Origin of the sequence: Variovorax sp. HW608, from assembly GCF_900090195.1 — a bacterium.
Lineage (GTDB): Bacteria > Pseudomonadota > Gammaproteobacteria > Burkholderiales > Burkholderiaceae_C > Variovorax.
This window is the reverse complement of sequence record NZ_LT607803.1, coordinates 7,620,959-7,637,897: the sequence shown is the minus strand read 5'-3', so window position 1 is coordinate 7,637,897 and position 16,939 is coordinate 7,620,959. Positions and strand designations below refer to the sequence as shown.

At 66.9% G+C, this 16,939-nt stretch carries 16 protein-coding genes; 15 read left to right on the top strand and 1 reads right to left on the bottom strand.

Annotation, left to right across the window (positions count from 1 at the left end):
* Positions 1-5 precede the first annotated feature (5 nt).
* The 6 genes from VAR608DRAFT_RS36145 to VAR608DRAFT_RS36120 all read left to right on the top strand — a co-directional run bounded on the left by VAR608DRAFT_RS36145 (position 6) and on the right by VAR608DRAFT_RS36120 (position 7,312).
* Complete coding sequence (locus VAR608DRAFT_RS36145) at positions 6-1,901, top strand: dipeptide ABC transporter ATP-binding protein (protein WP_088958443.1); 1,896 nt, start codon at positions 6-8, stop codon at positions 1,899-1,901.
* 70 nt (positions 1,902-1,971) lie between these two features.
* The gene (gene gsiB, locus VAR608DRAFT_RS36140) at positions 1,972-3,525 is read left to right on the top strand and encodes a glutathione ABC transporter substrate-binding protein GsiB (protein WP_088958442.1); all 1,554 of its coding nucleotides are present in this window, start codon (positions 1,972-1,974) and stop codon (positions 3,523-3,525) included.
* A gap of 36 nt (positions 3,526-3,561) precedes the next feature.
* Complete coding sequence (gene gsiC, locus VAR608DRAFT_RS36135; protein WP_088958441.1) at positions 3,562-4,485, top strand: glutathione ABC transporter permease GsiC; 924 nt, start codon at positions 3,562-3,564, stop codon at positions 4,483-4,485.
* A gap of 7 nt (positions 4,486-4,492) precedes the next feature.
* Positions 4,493-5,410, top strand: coding sequence for a glutathione ABC transporter permease GsiD (gsiD, locus tag VAR608DRAFT_RS36130; protein WP_088958440.1), 918 nt, complete (start codon positions 4,493-4,495; stop codon positions 5,408-5,410).
* Entirely contained in the window at positions 5,407-6,486 is a 1,080-nt protein-coding gene (locus VAR608DRAFT_RS36125; RefSeq protein ID WP_088958439.1) for a DmpA family aminopeptidase, read from the top strand. Before gsiD ends, VAR608DRAFT_RS36125 begins: the two co-directional genes overlap by 4 nt.
* 7 nt (positions 6,487-6,493) lie before the next feature.
* Positions 6,494-7,312 carry a M55 family metallopeptidase gene (locus VAR608DRAFT_RS36120; protein WP_088958438.1) on the top strand — a complete coding sequence of 273 codons (819 nt, stop codon included), beginning with the start codon at positions 6,494-6,496 and terminating at the stop codon, positions 7,310-7,312.
* An 11-nt stretch (positions 7,313-7,323) separates the two neighbouring features.
* On the opposite strand, the gene argC is transcribed toward VAR608DRAFT_RS36120, so the two are convergent.
* A complete protein-coding gene (gene argC, locus VAR608DRAFT_RS36115; protein ID WP_088958437.1) occupies positions 7,324-8,247 on the bottom strand; it encodes an N-acetyl-gamma-glutamyl-phosphate reductase in 924 nt (307 codons plus the stop codon).
* Positions 8,248-8,434: 187 nt separating this feature from the next.
* Between argC and sucC the strand changes: the two genes are divergently transcribed.
* The 9 genes from sucC to VAR608DRAFT_RS36070 all read left to right on the top strand — a co-directional run bounded on the left by sucC (position 8,435) and on the right by VAR608DRAFT_RS36070 (position 16,886).
* Entirely contained in the window at positions 8,435-9,595 is a 1,161-nt protein-coding gene (gene sucC / locus VAR608DRAFT_RS36110; protein ID WP_088958436.1) for an ADP-forming succinate--CoA ligase subunit beta, read from the top strand.
* Positions 9,596-9,604: 9 nt separating this feature from the next.
* Positions 9,605-10,498, top strand: coding sequence for a succinate--CoA ligase subunit alpha (sucD, locus tag VAR608DRAFT_RS36105; RefSeq protein WP_088958435.1), 894 nt, complete (start codon positions 9,605-9,607; stop codon positions 10,496-10,498).
* Positions 10,499-10,593: 95 nt separating this feature from the next.
* Positions 10,594-11,283, top strand: coding sequence for a TerC family protein (locus VAR608DRAFT_RS36100; RefSeq protein ID WP_088958434.1), 690 nt, complete (start codon positions 10,594-10,596; stop codon positions 11,281-11,283).
* A gap of 20 nt (positions 11,284-11,303) precedes the next feature.
* Entirely contained in the window at positions 11,304-12,113 is an 810-nt protein-coding gene (locus VAR608DRAFT_RS36095; RefSeq protein WP_088958433.1) for a Stp1/IreP family PP2C-type Ser/Thr phosphatase, read from the top strand.
* Positions 12,114-12,173: 60 nt separating this feature from the next.
* A complete protein-coding gene (locus tag VAR608DRAFT_RS36090; protein ID WP_088958432.1) occupies positions 12,174-12,830 on the top strand; it encodes an FHA domain-containing protein in 657 nt (218 codons plus the stop codon).
* 39 nt (positions 12,831-12,869) lie between these two features.
* On the top strand, positions 12,870-15,056 hold the full coding sequence (locus VAR608DRAFT_RS36085; protein WP_088958431.1) for a CHASE2 domain-containing protein: 2,187 nt from the start codon (positions 12,870-12,872) through the stop codon (positions 15,054-15,056).
* Positions 15,057-15,094: 38 nt separating this feature from the next.
* The gene (locus tag VAR608DRAFT_RS36080) at positions 15,095-15,901 is read left to right on the top strand and encodes an MBL fold metallo-hydrolase (protein WP_088958430.1); all 807 of its coding nucleotides are present in this window, start codon (positions 15,095-15,097) and stop codon (positions 15,899-15,901) included.
* A 204-nt stretch (positions 15,902-16,105) separates the two neighbouring features.
* Positions 16,106-16,609, top strand: coding sequence for a pilin (locus tag VAR608DRAFT_RS36075; RefSeq protein ID WP_088958429.1), 504 nt, complete (start codon positions 16,106-16,108; stop codon positions 16,607-16,609).
* A gap of 13 nt (positions 16,610-16,622) precedes the next feature.
* Positions 16,623-16,886, top strand: a complete 264-nt coding sequence (locus VAR608DRAFT_RS36070) for a hypothetical protein (protein ID WP_088958428.1) — start codon at positions 16,623-16,625, stop codon at positions 16,884-16,886.
* Positions 16,887-16,939 lie beyond the last annotated feature (53 nt).

Genomic DNA, 16,939 nt, shown 5'->3' with positions numbered 1-16,939 from the left:
GAACCATGTCCGCTGTCCTGCGCGCCCCGTCCCCATCTCCCGCGCTCGCGCTGCCCGAACAGCGCGTGCTGGCGGTCGACGATCTCACCGTGCGCTTCGCCACCTCGGAGCGCACGGTCGACGCGGTGCGCTCCCTGTCCTTCCATGTCGATCGCGGTGAAACCCTGGCCATCGTCGGCGAATCGGGCTCCGGCAAGTCGGTCACTTCGCTGTCGCTGATGCGGCTGGTCGAGTGGGGCGGCGGGCGCATCCTCGCCGGGTGCATGGCCTTCCGCCGCCGCAGCGGCGAAGTGCTGGACCTCGCGCGCGCCTCCAACGGCACGATGCGCGGCATCCGCGGCGCGGACATCGCGATGATCTTCCAGGAGCCGATGACCTCGCTCAATCCGGTGTTCACCGCCGGGGACCAGATCGCCGAGGCCATCGCCATCCACCAGGGCAAGGACCGCGCGGCCGCGAGCGCCGAGGCGCTGCGGATGCTGGAGCTGGTGCGCATTCCCGAGGCGCGCAGCGTGCTGCAGCGCTTTCCGCACCAGCTTTCGGGCGGCATGCGCCAGCGCGTGATGATCGCGATGGCGCTGTCGTGCCGGCCCTCGCTGCTGATCGCCGACGAGCCGACCACCGCGCTGGACGTCACCATCCAGGCGCAGATCCTGCAGCTCATCCGCGAGCTGCAGCGCGAGATGAACATGGGCGTGGTCTTCATCACGCACGACATGGGCGTGGTTGCCGAAGTGGCCGACCGCGTGCTCGTGATGTACCGCGGGGACAAGGTCGAGGCCGGCCCTTCCGCGGAGATCTTCAAGGCGCCGCAGCATGCCTACACGCGCGCGCTGCTGTCGGCCGTGCCGCAGCTCGGCGCGATGCGCGGCACCGAGCTGCCGGCCAAGTTCGAGCTGCTGCAGGTGGACGCGCCCGCCAGCGCGGTCGAGGCGCCGCCGCCGCACGACACGGTGCGCCGCGACGAGCCGCCGGTGCTGCGCGTCAAGGACCTGGTGACACGCTTCGAGCTGCGCAGCGGCTTCTTCGGGCGCGTCACGCGTGAGGTGCATGCGGTCGAGAAGGTCAGCTTCGACCTCTACCCCGGGGAAACGCTGGCGCTGGTGGGCGAGTCGGGCTGCGGCAAGTCGACCACCGGGCGCTCGCTGCTGCGCCTCGTCGAGAGCCAGCGCGGCAGCATCGAATTCGGCGGCCGCGACATCCTCGCGCTGCCGGAGCGCCAGGTGCAGGCCCTGCGGCGCGACATCCAGTTCATCTTCCAGGACCCCTTCGCCTCGCTCGACCCGCGCGTGACGGTGGGCTTCTCGATCATGGAGCCGCTCCTGGTGCACGGCGTGGCCGACGGTGCCAAGGCGCGCGAGCGCGTGCGCTGGCTGCTCGAGAAGGTGGGCCTCGCGCCCGACTACGCGCAGCGCTACCCGCACGAGTTTTCAGGCGGCCAGCGCCAGCGCATCGCGATCGCCCGCGCGCTCGCGCTCAACCCCCGGGTGGTGGTGGCCGACGAATCGGTGTCGGCGCTGGACGTATCGATCCAGGCCCAGATCGTCAACCTCATGCTCGACCTGCAGCGAGAGCTCGGCGTGGCCTTCATCTTCATCTCGCACGACATGGCGGTGGTGGAGCGGGTCAGCCACCGCGTGGCGGTGATGTACCTGGGGCAGATCGTCGAGATCGGTCCGCGCCGCGCGATCTTCGAGAACCCCCAGCATGCCTATACCAAGCGCCTGATGGCCGCGGTGCCGGTGGCCGATCCGGCGCGCCGCCACCTGCAACGCGCGCTGCTCTCGGGCGAGATCCCGAGCGCCATCTTTCCGGTCGGCCATGAGCCCGATCCGAAGCCGCTCGCGGAGGTCGGCCCGGGCCACTTCGTCGCGCGGCACCCGATCGCCGGCGGCTTCTGAGGCCTTGAGGTCTCGTGCCGCGCTCTCTTTCACTTTCACTCACTCAATCGACTTCAAAGGAGTCCGACAAATGAAGAACCCTCGCCACCTGCCCCGCTTCCTGGCGGTTGCCATCGCGCTTGCCGGACTCGCTGCCAGCGGCAGCGCGCTGGCCAGCAAGGACGTCGTGCTGGCCATCGGCTACCAGCCCGAGACGCTGGACCCCTACAACACCAACACCACCATCACGACCGCGGTCACCAAGTCCTTCTACGAAGGCCTGTTCCAGTTCGACAAGGACCTCAAGGTCGTGCCGGTGCTGGCCGAGGGCTACGAGCTGTCCAAGGACGGCCTGGTCTACACCCTCAAGCTGCGCCAGGGCGTGAAGTTCCACGACGGCACCGACTTCAATGCCGAGGCGGTGAAGTTCGTGCTCGAGCGCGTGATGAACCCCGAGAACAAGCTGCTGCGCGCCAACCAGTTCAACCGCGTGACCAAGGTCGAGGCGGTGAATCCCTCTACCGTGCGCATCACGCTGAAGGAGCCCTTCGCGCCCTTCATCAACTCGCTGGCGCACGGCTCGGCCGCGATGATCTCGCCTGCTGCGCTCAAGAAGTGGGGCAACAAGGACATCGCCTTCCACCCCGTGGGCACCGGCCCGTTCGAATTCGTCGAGTGGAAGCAGACCGAGGCCGTCAAGGGCAAGAAGTTCGACGGCTACTGGAAGAAGGGCTACCCCAAGGTCGACAGCGTGAGCTGGAAGCCCGTGCTCGAGAACAACACGCGCGCCGCGATGCTGCAGACCGGCGAAGCCGATTTCGCCTTTCCGCTGCCCTACGAGCAGGTCGAGCTGCTGAAGAAGAGCGACAAGGTGAACGTCGCGGTGACGCCGTCGATCATCACCCGCTTCCTCTCCTTCAACATGCTGCAGAAGCCCTATGACAACCCCAAGGTGCGCGAAGCGATCGCCTACGCCATCAACAAGGATGCGCTGGCGAAGGTGGCCTTCAGCGGCTTTGCCATGCCGGCCGAGGGCGTCGTGCCGCAGGGTGTGAAGTACGCCGAGAAGATCCCGCCCGTTCCCTATGACCCGAAGAAGGCGCGCGAACTTCTGAAGGAGGCCGGCTATCCCAACGGCTTCGAATCCGTGCTGTGGGGCGGCTACGCCAACACGACGACCAACAAGGTGCTCCAGTTCATGCAGCAGCAGCTCGCGCAAGTGGGCGTCAAGCTGCAGGTGCAGGCGCTCGAGGTCGGCCAGCGCACCGAATGGGTCGATGCCTGGCCCGATCCGGCCACGGCCAAGGTGCGCCTGTACTACATCGGCTGGTCGTCCTCCACCGGCGAGGCCGACTGGGCGCTGCGTCCGCTGTTCGCCTCGGAGTCCTGGGCGCCCAAGCTCAACAACGTGTCCTTCTACAAGAACGAGCTGGTGGACAAGAGCATCGCCCGCGCGCTGGTCACCACCGACGAAGGCGAACGCGCCGCGCTCTACAAGAAGACGCAAGAGCAGATCTTCAAGGATCTGCCGCGCGTGCCGCTGGTCACCGAGATGAACCTCGCGGCCACGTCCAAGCGCCTGTCGGGTGTGCACGTCATGCCGGACGGGAACATCAACATGGATGCCATCGCGGTCAACGACTGATCGAGGGCACGTCCCCGCAGCACGCACCAGCCTCCCATGCTCAGCTATTTCCTGAAACGACTCGCCGGCCTGATCCCGACGCTGCTCATCGTCGCGGTGCTGGTGTTCCTGTTCGTCCACATGCTGCCGGGCGATCCGGCGCGTCTGGCCGCGGGCCAGGATGCGGACGAGCAGACGGTGGCCCTGGTGCGCAAGGACCTGGGCCTGGACCGCCCGCTGCACCAGCAGTTCGCGAGCTTCTTCGGCCACATGCTGCAGGGCGACTTCGGCACCTCGATCCGCACGCGCCGGCCGGTCTCGGCCGAGATCCTCGAGCGGCTCTTTCCGACCGTGATGCTCACCATCACCAGCATGGCCTGGGCGGTGCTGTTCGGGATGGGCATCGGCATCGTCTCGGCGGTCTACCGCAACCGGTGGCCCGACCGGCTGGGCATGACGCTCGCGGTCTCCGGCATTTCCTTCCCGGCCTTCGCGCTCGGCATGGTGCTGATGCAGATCTTCTCGGTCGGCCTCGGGTGGCTGCCCACGGTCGGCGCCGACAGCTGGCGCCACTACATCCTGCCCTCGCTCACGCTGGGTGCGGCGGTCGCCGCGGTGATGGCGCGCTTCACGCGGGCCTCCTTCGTCGAGGTGATCCAGGAGGACTTCGTGCGCACCGCGCGCGCCAAGGGCGTGGCGGAAAAGCGCGTGATCCTCAAGCACTGCATGCGCAACGCGCTGATCCCGGTGGTCACGATGATGGGCCTGCAGTTCGGCTTTCTGCTGGGCGGCTCCATCGTGGTCGAGGCGGTGTTCAACTGGCCCGGCGTCGGCCGGCTGCTGGTCGATTCGGTGACCATGCGCGACTACCCGGTGATCCAGACGCTGGTGCTGCTGTTCTCGCTGGAATTCATCCTGATCAACCTGGTGGTGGACGTGCTGTACGGCTTCATCAACCCCACCATCCGCTTCAACAAGTGAGCCGGCCATGAGCACTGTTCCCGCCAACGGCAATTCCGGCCCGGGCGCCGCGCCCGTCGACACGGCCGCTGCCACGGTGCGCACGCCGTGGAGCGAGTTCTGGCGCAAGTTCCGCAAGCAGCACGTGGCGCTCGGTGCGCTGGTGCTGGTCATCCTGCTGGTGCTGGTGGCCGTGCTGGCGCCGTGGATCGTGCCGTACGACGCCGAGAACTTCTTCGACTACGACCGCATCAACGCCGGGCCCTCGCTCGAGCACTGGTTCGGCGTCGACCCGCTAGGGCGCGACATCTTCAGCCGCATCCTCATGGGGGCGCGCATCTCGCTGGCCGCGGGTTTCCTGTCCGTGGTGCTGGGCGCGTTGGTCGGCACCGCGGCGGGCCTTCTGGCCGGCTACTACGGCGGCTGGTGGGACCGCATCGTGATGCGCATCTCCGACGTGCTGTTCGCGTTCCCCGGCATCCTGCTGGCGCTCGGCGTGGTCGCCATCCTGGGCAGCAGCATGACCAACGTGGTGGTGGCGGTGTCGGTGTTCAGCGTGCCGGCCTTCGCGCGCCTGGTGCGCGGCAATACGCTGGTGCTGAAGAACCTGACCTACATCGAGGCTACGCGCAGCATCGGCGCCCCGGACCGCACCATCGTGCTGCGGCACATCCTGCCGGGCACGGTCTCCTCGATCGTCGTCTATTTCACGATGCGCGTGGGCACGTCGATCATCACGGCGGCGAGCCTCTCCTTCCTGGGCATGGGCGCGCAGCCGCCGACGCCGGAGTGGGGCGCGATGCTCAACGAGGCGCGTGCCGACATGGTGAATGCGCCGCACGTCGCGCTGTTCCCCGCGATCGCGATCTTCCTGACCGTGCTGGCCTTCAACGTGCTGGGCGACGGCCTGCGCGACGCGCTCGATCCCAAGATCGACAAGGCATGACGACACAAGCGGTCCCGCGCATCGGCGCATTGCCTTCGGGGCCGCGCGACGCCATCACCGACGTGGCCGAGGTGACGGTCGGCCATGCCACGCTCGACGACGGCGACGTGCACACCGGCGTGACCGTGGTGCGCCCCCATGCGGGCGATCCCTATGCAGAGCGCGTGCCGGCCGGCGTTGCGGTGCTCAACGGCTTCGGCAAGAGCGTGGGGCTGGTGCAGGTCGAGGAGCTCGGCGTGCTGGAGACGCCGATCGCGCTCACCAACACCTTCTCGGTGCCCGCGGTCGCGGCGGCGCAGATCCGCCGGTGCATCGCGAGCCATCCGGAGTGCGGGCGCGGCCTGCCCACGGTGAACCCGCTGGTCTTCGAGTGCAACGACGGCTACCTGAACGACATCCAGCGCATGGCGGTGGGCGAAGCCGACTACCTCGCCGCCTGGGCCGCCGCCGGCAAGGCGGTGGCGCAGGGCTCGGTGGGCGCCGGGCGCGGCATGTCGAGCTTCGCGCTCAAGGGCGGCATCGGCACGGCCTCGCGGCGCGTCGAGATGCCGGGCGCCGGGCCGTACACCGTGGGCGCGCTCGTGTTGTCCAACTTCGGCCTGCTGGCGAACCTGGTGATCGCCGGGCAGGCGGTGGGGCCGAAGCTGGCCGGGCAATTGACGCCTGGCGTCGCCGGGCCCGAGAAGGGCTCGATCATCCTGCTGCTCGCGACCGATGCTCCGCTCGATGCGCGCCAGTTGCGCCGTCTCGCGCTGCGTGCCGGCGCAGGCCTGGCGCGCACCGGCTCGGTGTTCGGCCATGGCAGCGGCGACATCGCGCTCGCCTTTTCCACCGCCTACACCGTGCCGCTCTACCCCGACTCTCCGATGCCGGCCGTCGCGCTGCTGCACGATGCGCGGCTCGACTCATTCTTCCAGGCCGTGGCCGACAGCGTCGAGCAGGCGATCCTGCATGCGCTGTGGCATGCGCGTTCCTTCGTCGGACGCGACGGCCATGTGCGGCCCGCGCTCACCGATCTGCTCGCGGGCTGGCCGGCCGATGCCTTCTCGGCCCCGGCCCATCCACCTTCTGCATGAGTCCCCCATGAAGATCCTGATCTCCGTCGACATCGAGGGCGTGGCCGGCGTCTACCACGCGCAGCAGGTGCGCTCCGGCAACCCCGAGTACGAGCGCGCACGCCGCCTCATGACCGAGGAGGCCAACGCGGCCATCGCCGGCGCCTTCGAGGCCGGGGCCGCCGAGGTCTACGTCAACGATTCGCATGGCGACTTCCGCAACCTGCTGCCCGACATGCTGGACGCTCGCGCCCAGGTCATCCAGGGCAAGCCGCGCTACCTGAGCATGGCGGCCGGCGTGGAACTGGGCGTCGCCGGCCTGTGCATGGTCGGCTACCACTCGCGCGCCCAGGGCCGCGGCATCCTGGCGCACACCATCAACAGCTTTGCCTTCGCGCGCGTCGCGTTCAACGGCGAGCCGATGAGCGAGGCGGGCATCTACGGCGCGCTGGCCGGCGAGTACGGCGTACCCGTGCTGATGGCCAGCGGCGACGACGCCTTCATCGAGGAAAACCGCGCGCTCTTCCCGCACGCGGCCTACGTGCAGACCAAGCGTGCGACCGGGCAGAACAGCGGCGTGTCGCTGTCGCCCGCGCACGCCTGCGATGCCGTTCGCGCCGGTGTCGCCGCCGGGATCGCCTCGAGCGCCGACGCGCGGCCGCTGAAGCTGGCGACGCCGCTGCGCGTGGATCTTCAGACCCAGACGCCCGCGCTGGCCGACCTGTTCTGCCAATGGCCGACGTTCGAGCGCGTGGCGCCGACGGAACTGCGCTTCGATGCGCCCACCGTCGAAGCGGCGGTGCGCATGATCAACTGCTGCTCGGCGATGTCAGCGATGCTCCGCTGAGGCAGCCGCGTTCAGAGCGAGAGCATCAGCTTGAGGTTCTGCACCGCCGCGCCGCTGGCGCCCTTGCCCAGGTTGTCGAGACGCGCGATGACGACCGCATGCCGGTGGTCTTCGTTCGGGAAGACGCGGATCTCCAACTGGTTGGTGTCGTTGAGCGCGGTCGCCTCGAGCTTGCCGTCCGCCGTGGGCGGCAGCACCTTCACGAACTGCTCCGGCGTGTTGCTCTTCGCGTAGTGCGCCGCCAGCGCGTCGTGCAGGTCGCTGGCCTTCGGGCGGTCCGGCAGGTCGTCCAGGTGGAGCGGGAGCTGGACCAGCATGCCCTGCTTGAAGTTGCCGACCGCGGGAATGAACACCGGGCGCTTGGTCAGGCCGGTGTACTGCATGATTTCCGGGATGTGCTTGTGCTTGAGGCCGAGCGCGTAGGTTTCGTAGGGCGGCGCCTCGCCCTTTTCGTAGGCCTCGATCATGGTGCGCCCGCCACCGGAATAGCCGCTCACCGAAGGCAGCGCGATCGACAGGCCGGGCGGCAGCAGCCCGGCGTCGACCAGCGGGCGGACGATGGCGATGGCGCCCGTCGCATAGCAGCCCGGGTTGGCCACGCGCTCGGCCCGGGCCACGGCGTCCTTCTGGCCTGCCGCGAGTTCGGGGAAGCCGTAGACCCATCCCGGCGCCACGCGGTGTGCCGTCGAGGCGTCGATGATCTTGGGGCGGCGGCCTTCGAGCTGATCGATCAGCGCCACCGATTCGCGCGCCGCGTCGTCGTGCAGGCACAGCACCACGAGGTCGACGCCGGCCATCAGTTCGCGCTTGGCGGCCACGTCCTTTCGCAACTCGGGCGCGATGCTCACGAGTTCGACCTGCGGCATGTTCTGGAGCCGCTCGCGGATCTGGAGGCCGGTGGTGCCGGCCTCGCCGTCGATGAAGACCTTGGGCATGGTGGAGCCTCTGGAGAAAGTGCCGCTGGCGTAACTACGTATTGACCGCAAACAGGCGTCAGCTCGTGATGCGGCGCACCATGATACAGTCGCCTGCTGTCCGCCGCTCCCGCCGCCAGGCGCTGTAGCCCGTGGACAACAGCGAAATTTCTCCCGTTCTCCAACCTCCGTTCCGAGAGACACCCTCATGAAGATTCACGAGTACCAAGGCAAGGAAATTCTTGCCAAGTTCGGCGTGCCTGTGCCGCGAGGCATTCCGGCGTACACAGTGCAGGAGGCGGTCGAAGCCGCCCAGAAGCTCGGCGGCCCCGTGTGGGTTGTCAAGGCGCAGATCCACGCGGGGGGTCGCGGCAAGGGCGGGGGCGTGAAGGTCGCCAAGTCGATCGAGGACGTGAAGAGGCTGGCCGGCGAGATCCTGGGCATGCAGCTCAAGACCCACCAGACCGGCCCCGAAGGCCAGAAGGTCCGCCGCCTCTACATCGAGGACGGCGCCGACATCCAGAAGGAATACTACGTCTCCGTCGTGACCGACCGCGCCACCCAGAAGGTCGCGGTCATCGCCTCCAGTGAAGGCGGCATGGACATCGAGGAAGTGGCGCACTCCACCCCCGAGAAGATCGTCACCGAGTTCGTCGACCCGCTCACCGGCCTCGGCGACGCGCAGGCCAGGAAGATCGCCGACGCCATCGGCATCCCGGCCAACTCCACCGCACAGGCCGTGGACGTCTTCAAGAAGCTCTACACCTGCTACATGGAAACGGATGCCTCGCTGGTCGAGATCAATCCGCTCAACCGCGACAGCAAGGGCAACATCGTCGCCCTGGACGCCAAGTTCAACTTCGACAGCAACGCGCTGTTCCGCCACCCCGAGATCGTGGCGCTGCGCGACCTCGACGAGGAAGACCCGGCCGAAATCGAAGCCAGCAAGTTCGACCTCGCCTACATCAGCCTCGACGGCAACATCGGCTGCCTGGTGAATGGCGCCGGCCTCGCGATGGCCACCATGGACACCATCAAGCTGTTCGGCGGCGAGCCGGCGAACTTCCTCGACGTGGGCGGCGGCGCCACCCCCGAGAAGGTGACCGAGGCCTTCAAGATCATGCTGAAGAACAAGAACGTGAAGGCCATCCTGGTCAACATCTTCGGCGGCATCATGAAGTGCGACACCATCGCCACCGGCGTGATCGCGGCCTGCAAGGCGGTGAACCTGCAGGTTCCGCTGGTCGTGCGCATGAAGGGCACCAACGAAGCCGAAGGCAAGAAGCTGCTGGCTGACTCGGGCCTCCCCATCATCAGCGCCGACACCATGGCGGAAGCGGCCCAGAAGGTCGTGGCAGCGGTCAAGTAAGGAACAGTCATGTCGATCTACATCAACAAAGACACCAAAGTCATCACGCAGGGCATCACCGGCAAGACCGGCCAGTTCCACACCGAGAAGTGCCAGGAATACGCGAACGGCAAGAACTGCTTCGTCGCCGGCGTGAATCCGAAGAAGGCCGGCGAGTCGATCTTCAACATCCCGATCTACGGCTCGGTCAAGGAAGCCGCCCAGCAGACCGGCGCGACCGTGTCGGTGATCTACGTGCCGCCACCCGGGGCCGCTGCCGCGATCTGGGAAGCCGTCGAGGCCGACCTCGACATGGCGATCTGCATCACCGAAGGCATTCCGGTGCGCGACATGCTCGAAGTGCGCAACAAGATGAAGGCCAAGGAAGCCGCCGGCGGCAAGAAGACGCTGCTGCTCGGCCCGAACTGCCCCGGCCTGATCACGCCCGACGAGATCAAGATCGGCATCATGCCCGGCCACATCCACCGCAAGGGCCGCATCGGCGTGGTCAGCCGCTCCGGCACGCTGACCTATGAAGCCGTGGCGCAACTCACCGAAATCGGCCTCGGCCAGTCGAGCGCTGTCGGCATCGGCGGCGACCCGATCAACGGCCTCAAGCACATCGACGTCATGAAGGCCTTCAACGACGATCCCGATACCGACGCCGTGATCATGATCGGCGAGATCGGCGGTCCGGACGAGGCCGACGCCGCCCGCTGGTGCAAGGAAAACATGAAGAAGCCGGTGGTCGGCTTCATCGCCGGCGTGACGGCGCCTCCCGGCAAGCGCATGGGCCATGCCGGCGCGCTGATCTCCGGCGGCGCCGACACCGCGGACGCCAAGCTGGCGATCATGGAAGAATGCGGCTTCACCGTCACCCGCAACTTCTCGGAACTGGCAAAACGCCTGAAGGCGCTGCTCTGAGCTTGTTGCTCGCGTTCTGAACCCCAAGAACGAAAGCGCCCGCAATTCAGGTTGCGGGCGCTTTTTTAATCAAAAATAACAGTGGGATACGAGACATGGAATTTCTACAAACGACGGACTTCTGGATCGGTCTGCTCAAGATCGTCTGGATCAACATCATCCTGTCCGGCGACAACGCCGTGGTCATCGCGATGGCTGCACGTGCGCTGCCGCCGCACCAGCAGCGCACGGCCGTGCTGTTCGGCTCCGGTGCCGCGGTGGTGCTGCGCGTGCTGCTCACCGTGGTCGCGGCCAAGTTGCTGGCGCTGCCCTACCTGCAGATCGTCGGCGGCGCCCTGCTGCTCTGGATCGGCACGCAGTTGCTCAGCGAAGAAGACGAAGGCGAGGGCGAAGACAAGCAATACGGCACGATGTTGGCCGCCGTGCGCACTATTCTTCTGGCCGACCTGGTCATGAGTCTGGACAATGTGATCGCCGTCGCCGCGGCAGCGCAGGGCAACATGGTGCTTCTCATCCTTGGCCTGGCCATCAGCATTCCGCTGGTGATTTTTGGCAGTACGCTCATGATCAAGCTTATGGAACGTTTCCCGATCATCGTCATGCTTGGCGCCGCCCTCATCGGCTGGGTCGGCGGCGAGACGATCGTGAGCGATACGATCCTGCGCGATGTCCTGGCTGCGAATCCGTGGCTTCACTATGCCGGCGCGGTGGCCGGCGCCATGGTCGTGGTCCTCGCCGGTCGCTGGCTGCAAAAGCGCGGCCACACCGGCAAGCTGGCCATCTGATCCCGAGGAGCCGCACACCCATGTCGAACACGATCGCACCCGCATCCGTCGAGGCTGGTGCGCTGACGTGGGAATTCGCCGCGCTCACGGACCCGGGCCGCGTGCGCGCCAACAACGAAGACACGATTGCCTTCGATGCGTCCCTGGGCCTGGTCCTGCTGGCCGACGGCATGGGCGGCTACAACGGCGGCGAGGTGGCGAGCGGCATGGCGATCGCGCTGCTGCAGGCGAGCTTCGGACGGTGGCTCGCCCACGCCGGGCCGCATGCGAATCCCAAGGCGATCCGTCGTGCGCTGCAGGCGGGGACCGACGAGGCCAACGCCGCAATCCTCGAGGCGGGCATTGCCAATGTCCAGCTCCAGGGGATGGGGACCACCCTCGTGCTCGCCACCTTCGGCGCGCAGCGGGTCATCGTGGGTCACATCGGGGATTCGCGCTGCTACCGGCAGCGCGGCGAAAAGCTCGAGTTGCTCACGCGTGACCACTCACTGCTGCAGGAGCAGCTCGACGCGGGTGCCATCACGCCGCAGCAGGCGGCCCAGTCGCCGCATCGCAATCTGGTGACCCGTGCGCTCGGCATCGAGCGGCATGTCGAGCTCGAAATGCACGATCACACCGTGCAACCGGGCGACCTCTATCTGCTATGTTCGGACGGCCTGAGCGAGATGGTCTCGGACGCGCAGCTTTTCACACTTTTATTGGAAGATCACGCGCTCCCGGAAAAAGCAACACTTTTGGTTGCAGCAGCGAACGAAAATGGTGGCCGGGATAACATTTCCGTTGTTTTGGCCCGGGCCGGTGGAGCAGGAGTGCCCGAGACCACCGCTTAATAACAAGGACTTCCAAAAAAGGGCCGCTGTGAACAAGAAAAGGATATCCAGGAGTCGGCCATGCCGAAATTGATCGTTTCGATCGACGGCGTCGTCATCAAGGAGGTGACGCTCGCCAAGGACCGCACCACGCTGGGACGGCGGCCGTACAACGACATCGTTGTCGACAATCTCGCCATCAGCGGCGAACATGCCGTGCTGCACATGATCGGCGGCGATGTCTACCTGGAAGATCTCAACAGCACCAACGGCACCTACGTCAACGGGCGGCCGATCAAGAAGCAGGCCCTCGAGCAGAACGACGTCATCGAGGTCGGCAAGTACAAGATCCGCTACGTGGCCGCCTCGGGCGCTGCCGACGCTCCCGCCGCGACACGCGCGGTCGTTCCTCCGGCGCCTTCGGGGCCGATTCCCCTTTCATCCGCGCCGACCGTGCAGGCCCCGCTGGGCGGCGCCACGCCGGGCGTCGCGGTCATCCGCGTTCTTTCCGGCACCGGAGCCGGCCGCGAGCTCTCGCTGCAGAAGGTCGTCACGACCATCGGCAAGCCGGGCGTGGCGGTCGCCGCGGTCACCCGCCGCCTGCATGGCTACGTGGTGGCGCCGATCGACGGCGGCACGGCGCTCAACGGCGAGCCGCTCGGCAGCGAGGCCGTCGCTCTGCAGGACGGCGACGTGCTCGAGCTCGGCGGCACGCGGATGCAGTTCGTCGTCAGCTGATCTTTCGGCCGCGCTCCCAAGGCGCGGGTGCTGGCCGCAATGACCGCACTGCGGCAGCACTGGGCGCGGATCGCGATCACGCTCCTGCCTGTCGTCCTCGCCCTCATGCACGCGGGCGGCTGGTGGCGATCGCCTTTCCTCGACGCGCTCGACCATTTCATCTACGACGCGCGCCTGCGCGCCACGATGCCGCGGACGCTCGATCCGCGCATCGTGATCGTCGACATCGACGACGCGAGCCTGCAGCAACTGGGGCAATGGCCCTGGCGCCGCGACCAGCTGGCGCGGCTTGCCACCGAAGTGATCGATCGCCAGCAGGCGGATGTGCTGGGCTTCGACGTGCTGTTCGTCGAGCCGGATTCGTTCCCCGCGCACGATGATCCGGACACCCTCTTCGCGAGCGCCCTGGCCGGCCGGCCGGCGGTGCTGGGCTTTTACTTCACGCGCAGCAAGGAGCCGCAATCGAGGGGGCGGCTGCCGGCGCCGGTGCTGCTGCCGGACAGCTTTCCGCAAAGCCGCGAATACGCAACGCGATGGAACGGATTCGTCGGAAGCATCCCGCCCTTGGCCCAGGGCGCCCCGGCGGCGGGCTTCCTCAATGTGCTGCTCGACGCCGACCCGGACGGGGTCGTCCGTTCGGTGCCGCTGATCGCGCGCTATACGGGGCAGGTCGCGCAGCCCGGCTACTACGAGTCGCTGGCGCTGGCCGTCTTCCGCATGGCCACGGATTCGCGCGCGCTGGTGCCGGTCTTCGCGCCGGGCGGCGCGCCGGGCGGTGCACCGCCGCTGCAGTCGCTCGCGCTCGCGAACGACGCGGGGCAGGTGCGGGTTCCGCTGGACGGCACGGGCAGCATCCTGGTTCCGTATCGGGGCCCGGGCGGCGCCGCAGGCGGCTCCTTCCGGCACATCCCGGCGGCCGACGTGATCCACGGCGAGCTCGCGCCGGGCGAGCTGCAAGGCAAGATCGTGCTGGTCGGCGCCAGCGCACCGGGGTTGGAGGACCTGCGCTCCACGCCGGCAGGCGCGGCCTTTCCCGGCGTCGAAGTGCATGCCAACATCATTTCCGGCCTGCTCGATGGCCGGCTGTACGGCGTTCCCGACTATGCGGCGGGCTACGAGTCGATCGTGCTGGTCCTGGCCGGCCTCGTCCTGGCCTTCGGACTGTCGCTCGGCACGGCGCAGCGGGCGGTGGTGATCGCCCTGCTGACCGTCGCCGTGGTGGTCGGCATCAATGCCTTGCTCTTCGCGCGTGCGAACCTCGTGCTGCCCCTGGGCGCCACGCTGGCCATGATCGCGGCGGCCTTCGGCCTCAACATGAGCTGGGGCTACCTGGTCGAGGCCCGCGCCAGCCGGCGGCTGGCCAACCTGTTCGGCAGCTACGTGCCGCGCGAGCTGGTCGCCGAAATGCAGGCCGACCCCGGGCGCTACAGCATGCGCGCCGAGAGCCGGGAGCTCACCGTGATGTTCTGCGACATGCGCGGATTCACGCAGATGGCGGAGCACATGGCGCCGGTGGACCTGCAGGATTTCCTGAACGTGATCTTCAGCCGCCTGACCGAGGTCATCAGTGCGCACCGCGGAACGGTCGACAAATACATCGGCGACTGCGTCATGGCGTTCTGGGGCGCGCCGGTGGACACCCCGAACCACGCCGAGCTCGCCGTCCGGGCAGCCATCGACATGGTGGCGGCGGTGCGCGAGCTGAACGAGGCCCATCGCGGCACGGGCCGGCCGCAGATCAACGTCGGCATCGGGCTCAATTCGGGCGTCATGAGCGTCGGCGACATGGGCTCCGCCATCCGCCGCAGCTACACGGTGGTCGGCGACGCGGTCAACCTCGCGTCGCGCATCGAGGGCCTCGGGGTGCACTACGGCGTGGAGATCGTCGCCACCGAGGCCTCGCGGGCGCTCGCGCCGTCGCTCGTCTGGCAGGAGCTCGATTGCGTCCGGGTCCAGGGCAAGCTCAACCTGGTGCGGATCTTCACGCCCGTCGGGGTCGGGGACGAGCCGGGAACCGCCGGGCAGGACGAGCTCGAGCGCTGGAACGAGGTGCTTTCGGCCTACCGCGCGCAGGATTGGCAGCGCGGCCAAGCTATGCTTGCGCCCCTTATGGCCATGAATGCCAAAAAAGTCCTTTACCGGCTCTATGAACAGCGATTAGCCTCAATGGCATTGCAGCCAAAAGACCCGGACTGGGACGGTGCGACCCGGTTCGAATCCAAATAGCAGCCGACGGGCTCAAAGATCAATCAAGGTCTAGTGAAATGCAGGTGCGTGTACTGGGGTGCTCCGGCGCCATCGCCAAGGACTGCCGCACGACTTCCTTCCTGGTCGACAGCGACCTGCTGGTCGACGCCGGCACCGGCGTGGGCGACCTGACCCTGGACGAGATGGCCGGCATCGACGATGTGCTGCTCACGCATTCGCATCTCGACCACGTGGCGGCGCTGCCGCTGATGCTCGACGCCATCGTCAGCCGCCGCACGCGGCCGCTGCGCGTGCATGCGCTGCGCGCCACCATCGAGGCGCTGCGGGCCCACATCTTCAACAACGTCATCTGGCCCGATTTCGCGAGCATCCCGAGCCGCGAGGCGCCGTTCGTGAGCTTCCATGACCTGGTGATCGGGCAGCAGCTGCAGCTCGGCACCAGCACGCTCAAGCACATCGAAGTGCTGCCGGCGGTCCACACCGTGCCGGCCTGCGGGTACGCGGTATGCCCCGCGAAGGGCGGCCCCTACTGGATCTTCAGTGGCGATACGGAGCGCAACGCGCCCTTCTGGGACCGCGTGAACCAGCTCGAGGTCGGCATGCTGGTGATCGAGACCGCCTTCAGCAACCGGGAAAAGGCGCTGGCGCGGCGCAGCCTGCACCTGTCGCCATCCACCCTGGCCGACGAACTGGCGCAGATCGCGCCGGGCAAGGACTTCCCGATCTACATCACCCACACCAAGCCCGCGGAAACCGAAGAGATCATGAGCCAGATCGACGACCTGACCAATGGATCGAGCCCGGACGGCAAGAAGGGGTGGGACATCCGGTGGCTGCAGGCCTCCGGCGTGTTCGAACTTTGACGAGCTTTGGCAGGAGGTGACAAAAATGTCACCCCTTGTTCGGTCCGTGCAACAAGGTTTGTCACACGTTGTAACCGAAATGTGAGCAAATCCCTGCCCAGGCGGGTTTTGAACGGCGGTGGTTGGCATGGCATGGATGCTGCGGTTACCTGACCGCACCGGGGGCTCGCCTCGGGCCCCTTGAAACCAACCTGGAGTAGTGAAATGAACCGTCGTTCCTTTGCTCGCCGCGCACAAGCCGGCTTCACCCTCATTGAATTGATGATCGTTGTGGCGATCATTGGTATTTTGGCTGCTGTCGCTCTGCCTGCTTATCAGGACTACACGGTCCGCGCCAAGATGTCGGAAGTCGTTATTGCGGCCGACACTTGCAAGAACGCCGTCACCGAAGCCGCGCAAACCGGCCTGACGACCGCACCAGTCGGAAACGACTTCGGTTGTGAAAATGACGGAACCAAGACGGACGTTTCCCGCTACGTTAAGTCCATTACGACGGACGCGAAGGGCGTCATTTCTGTTACGGTTCAAAACATCAAGGCTGCCGACCCGGATGGCCTGGTTGTAACGCTGACGCCGTATACGGACACCGCGTTCGCAACTCCAGCCGCGAACGCCGATTTCACTCAGCCGACCAATCAAGTCATCAAGGCCTGGAAGTGCACCGGTACGGTGAGCCAAAAATATCTGCCAGCGACCTGCCGTACCTAAGGCATCCACTTCTGTGCAGACCAAGGCCGCCTTCGGGCGGCTTTTTGTTTGGTGCGCCCAACATGGCGCAGACTTCTGGGTGAAAGTCCCCGGCCAAGCTGACCACAGCAAGGACGAAGCGCAACTGCGTGAGGTGGCCGAGCATCATGGGGAGGAAGCGTGGGGCGTAAACCGCGAGTCGAGGAACAAGAAGCGCATATGCGGCGGCACCGAACGTAGCCAGCAAGCCAATCATTGCGAAGCTCATGGGCTGTGGGAGGGGGCCGGGCTTCAGTGACCGGCCCCTATCCCGATATGCGCACAGCATGGGCGCCCTCTTTAAATCTAAGG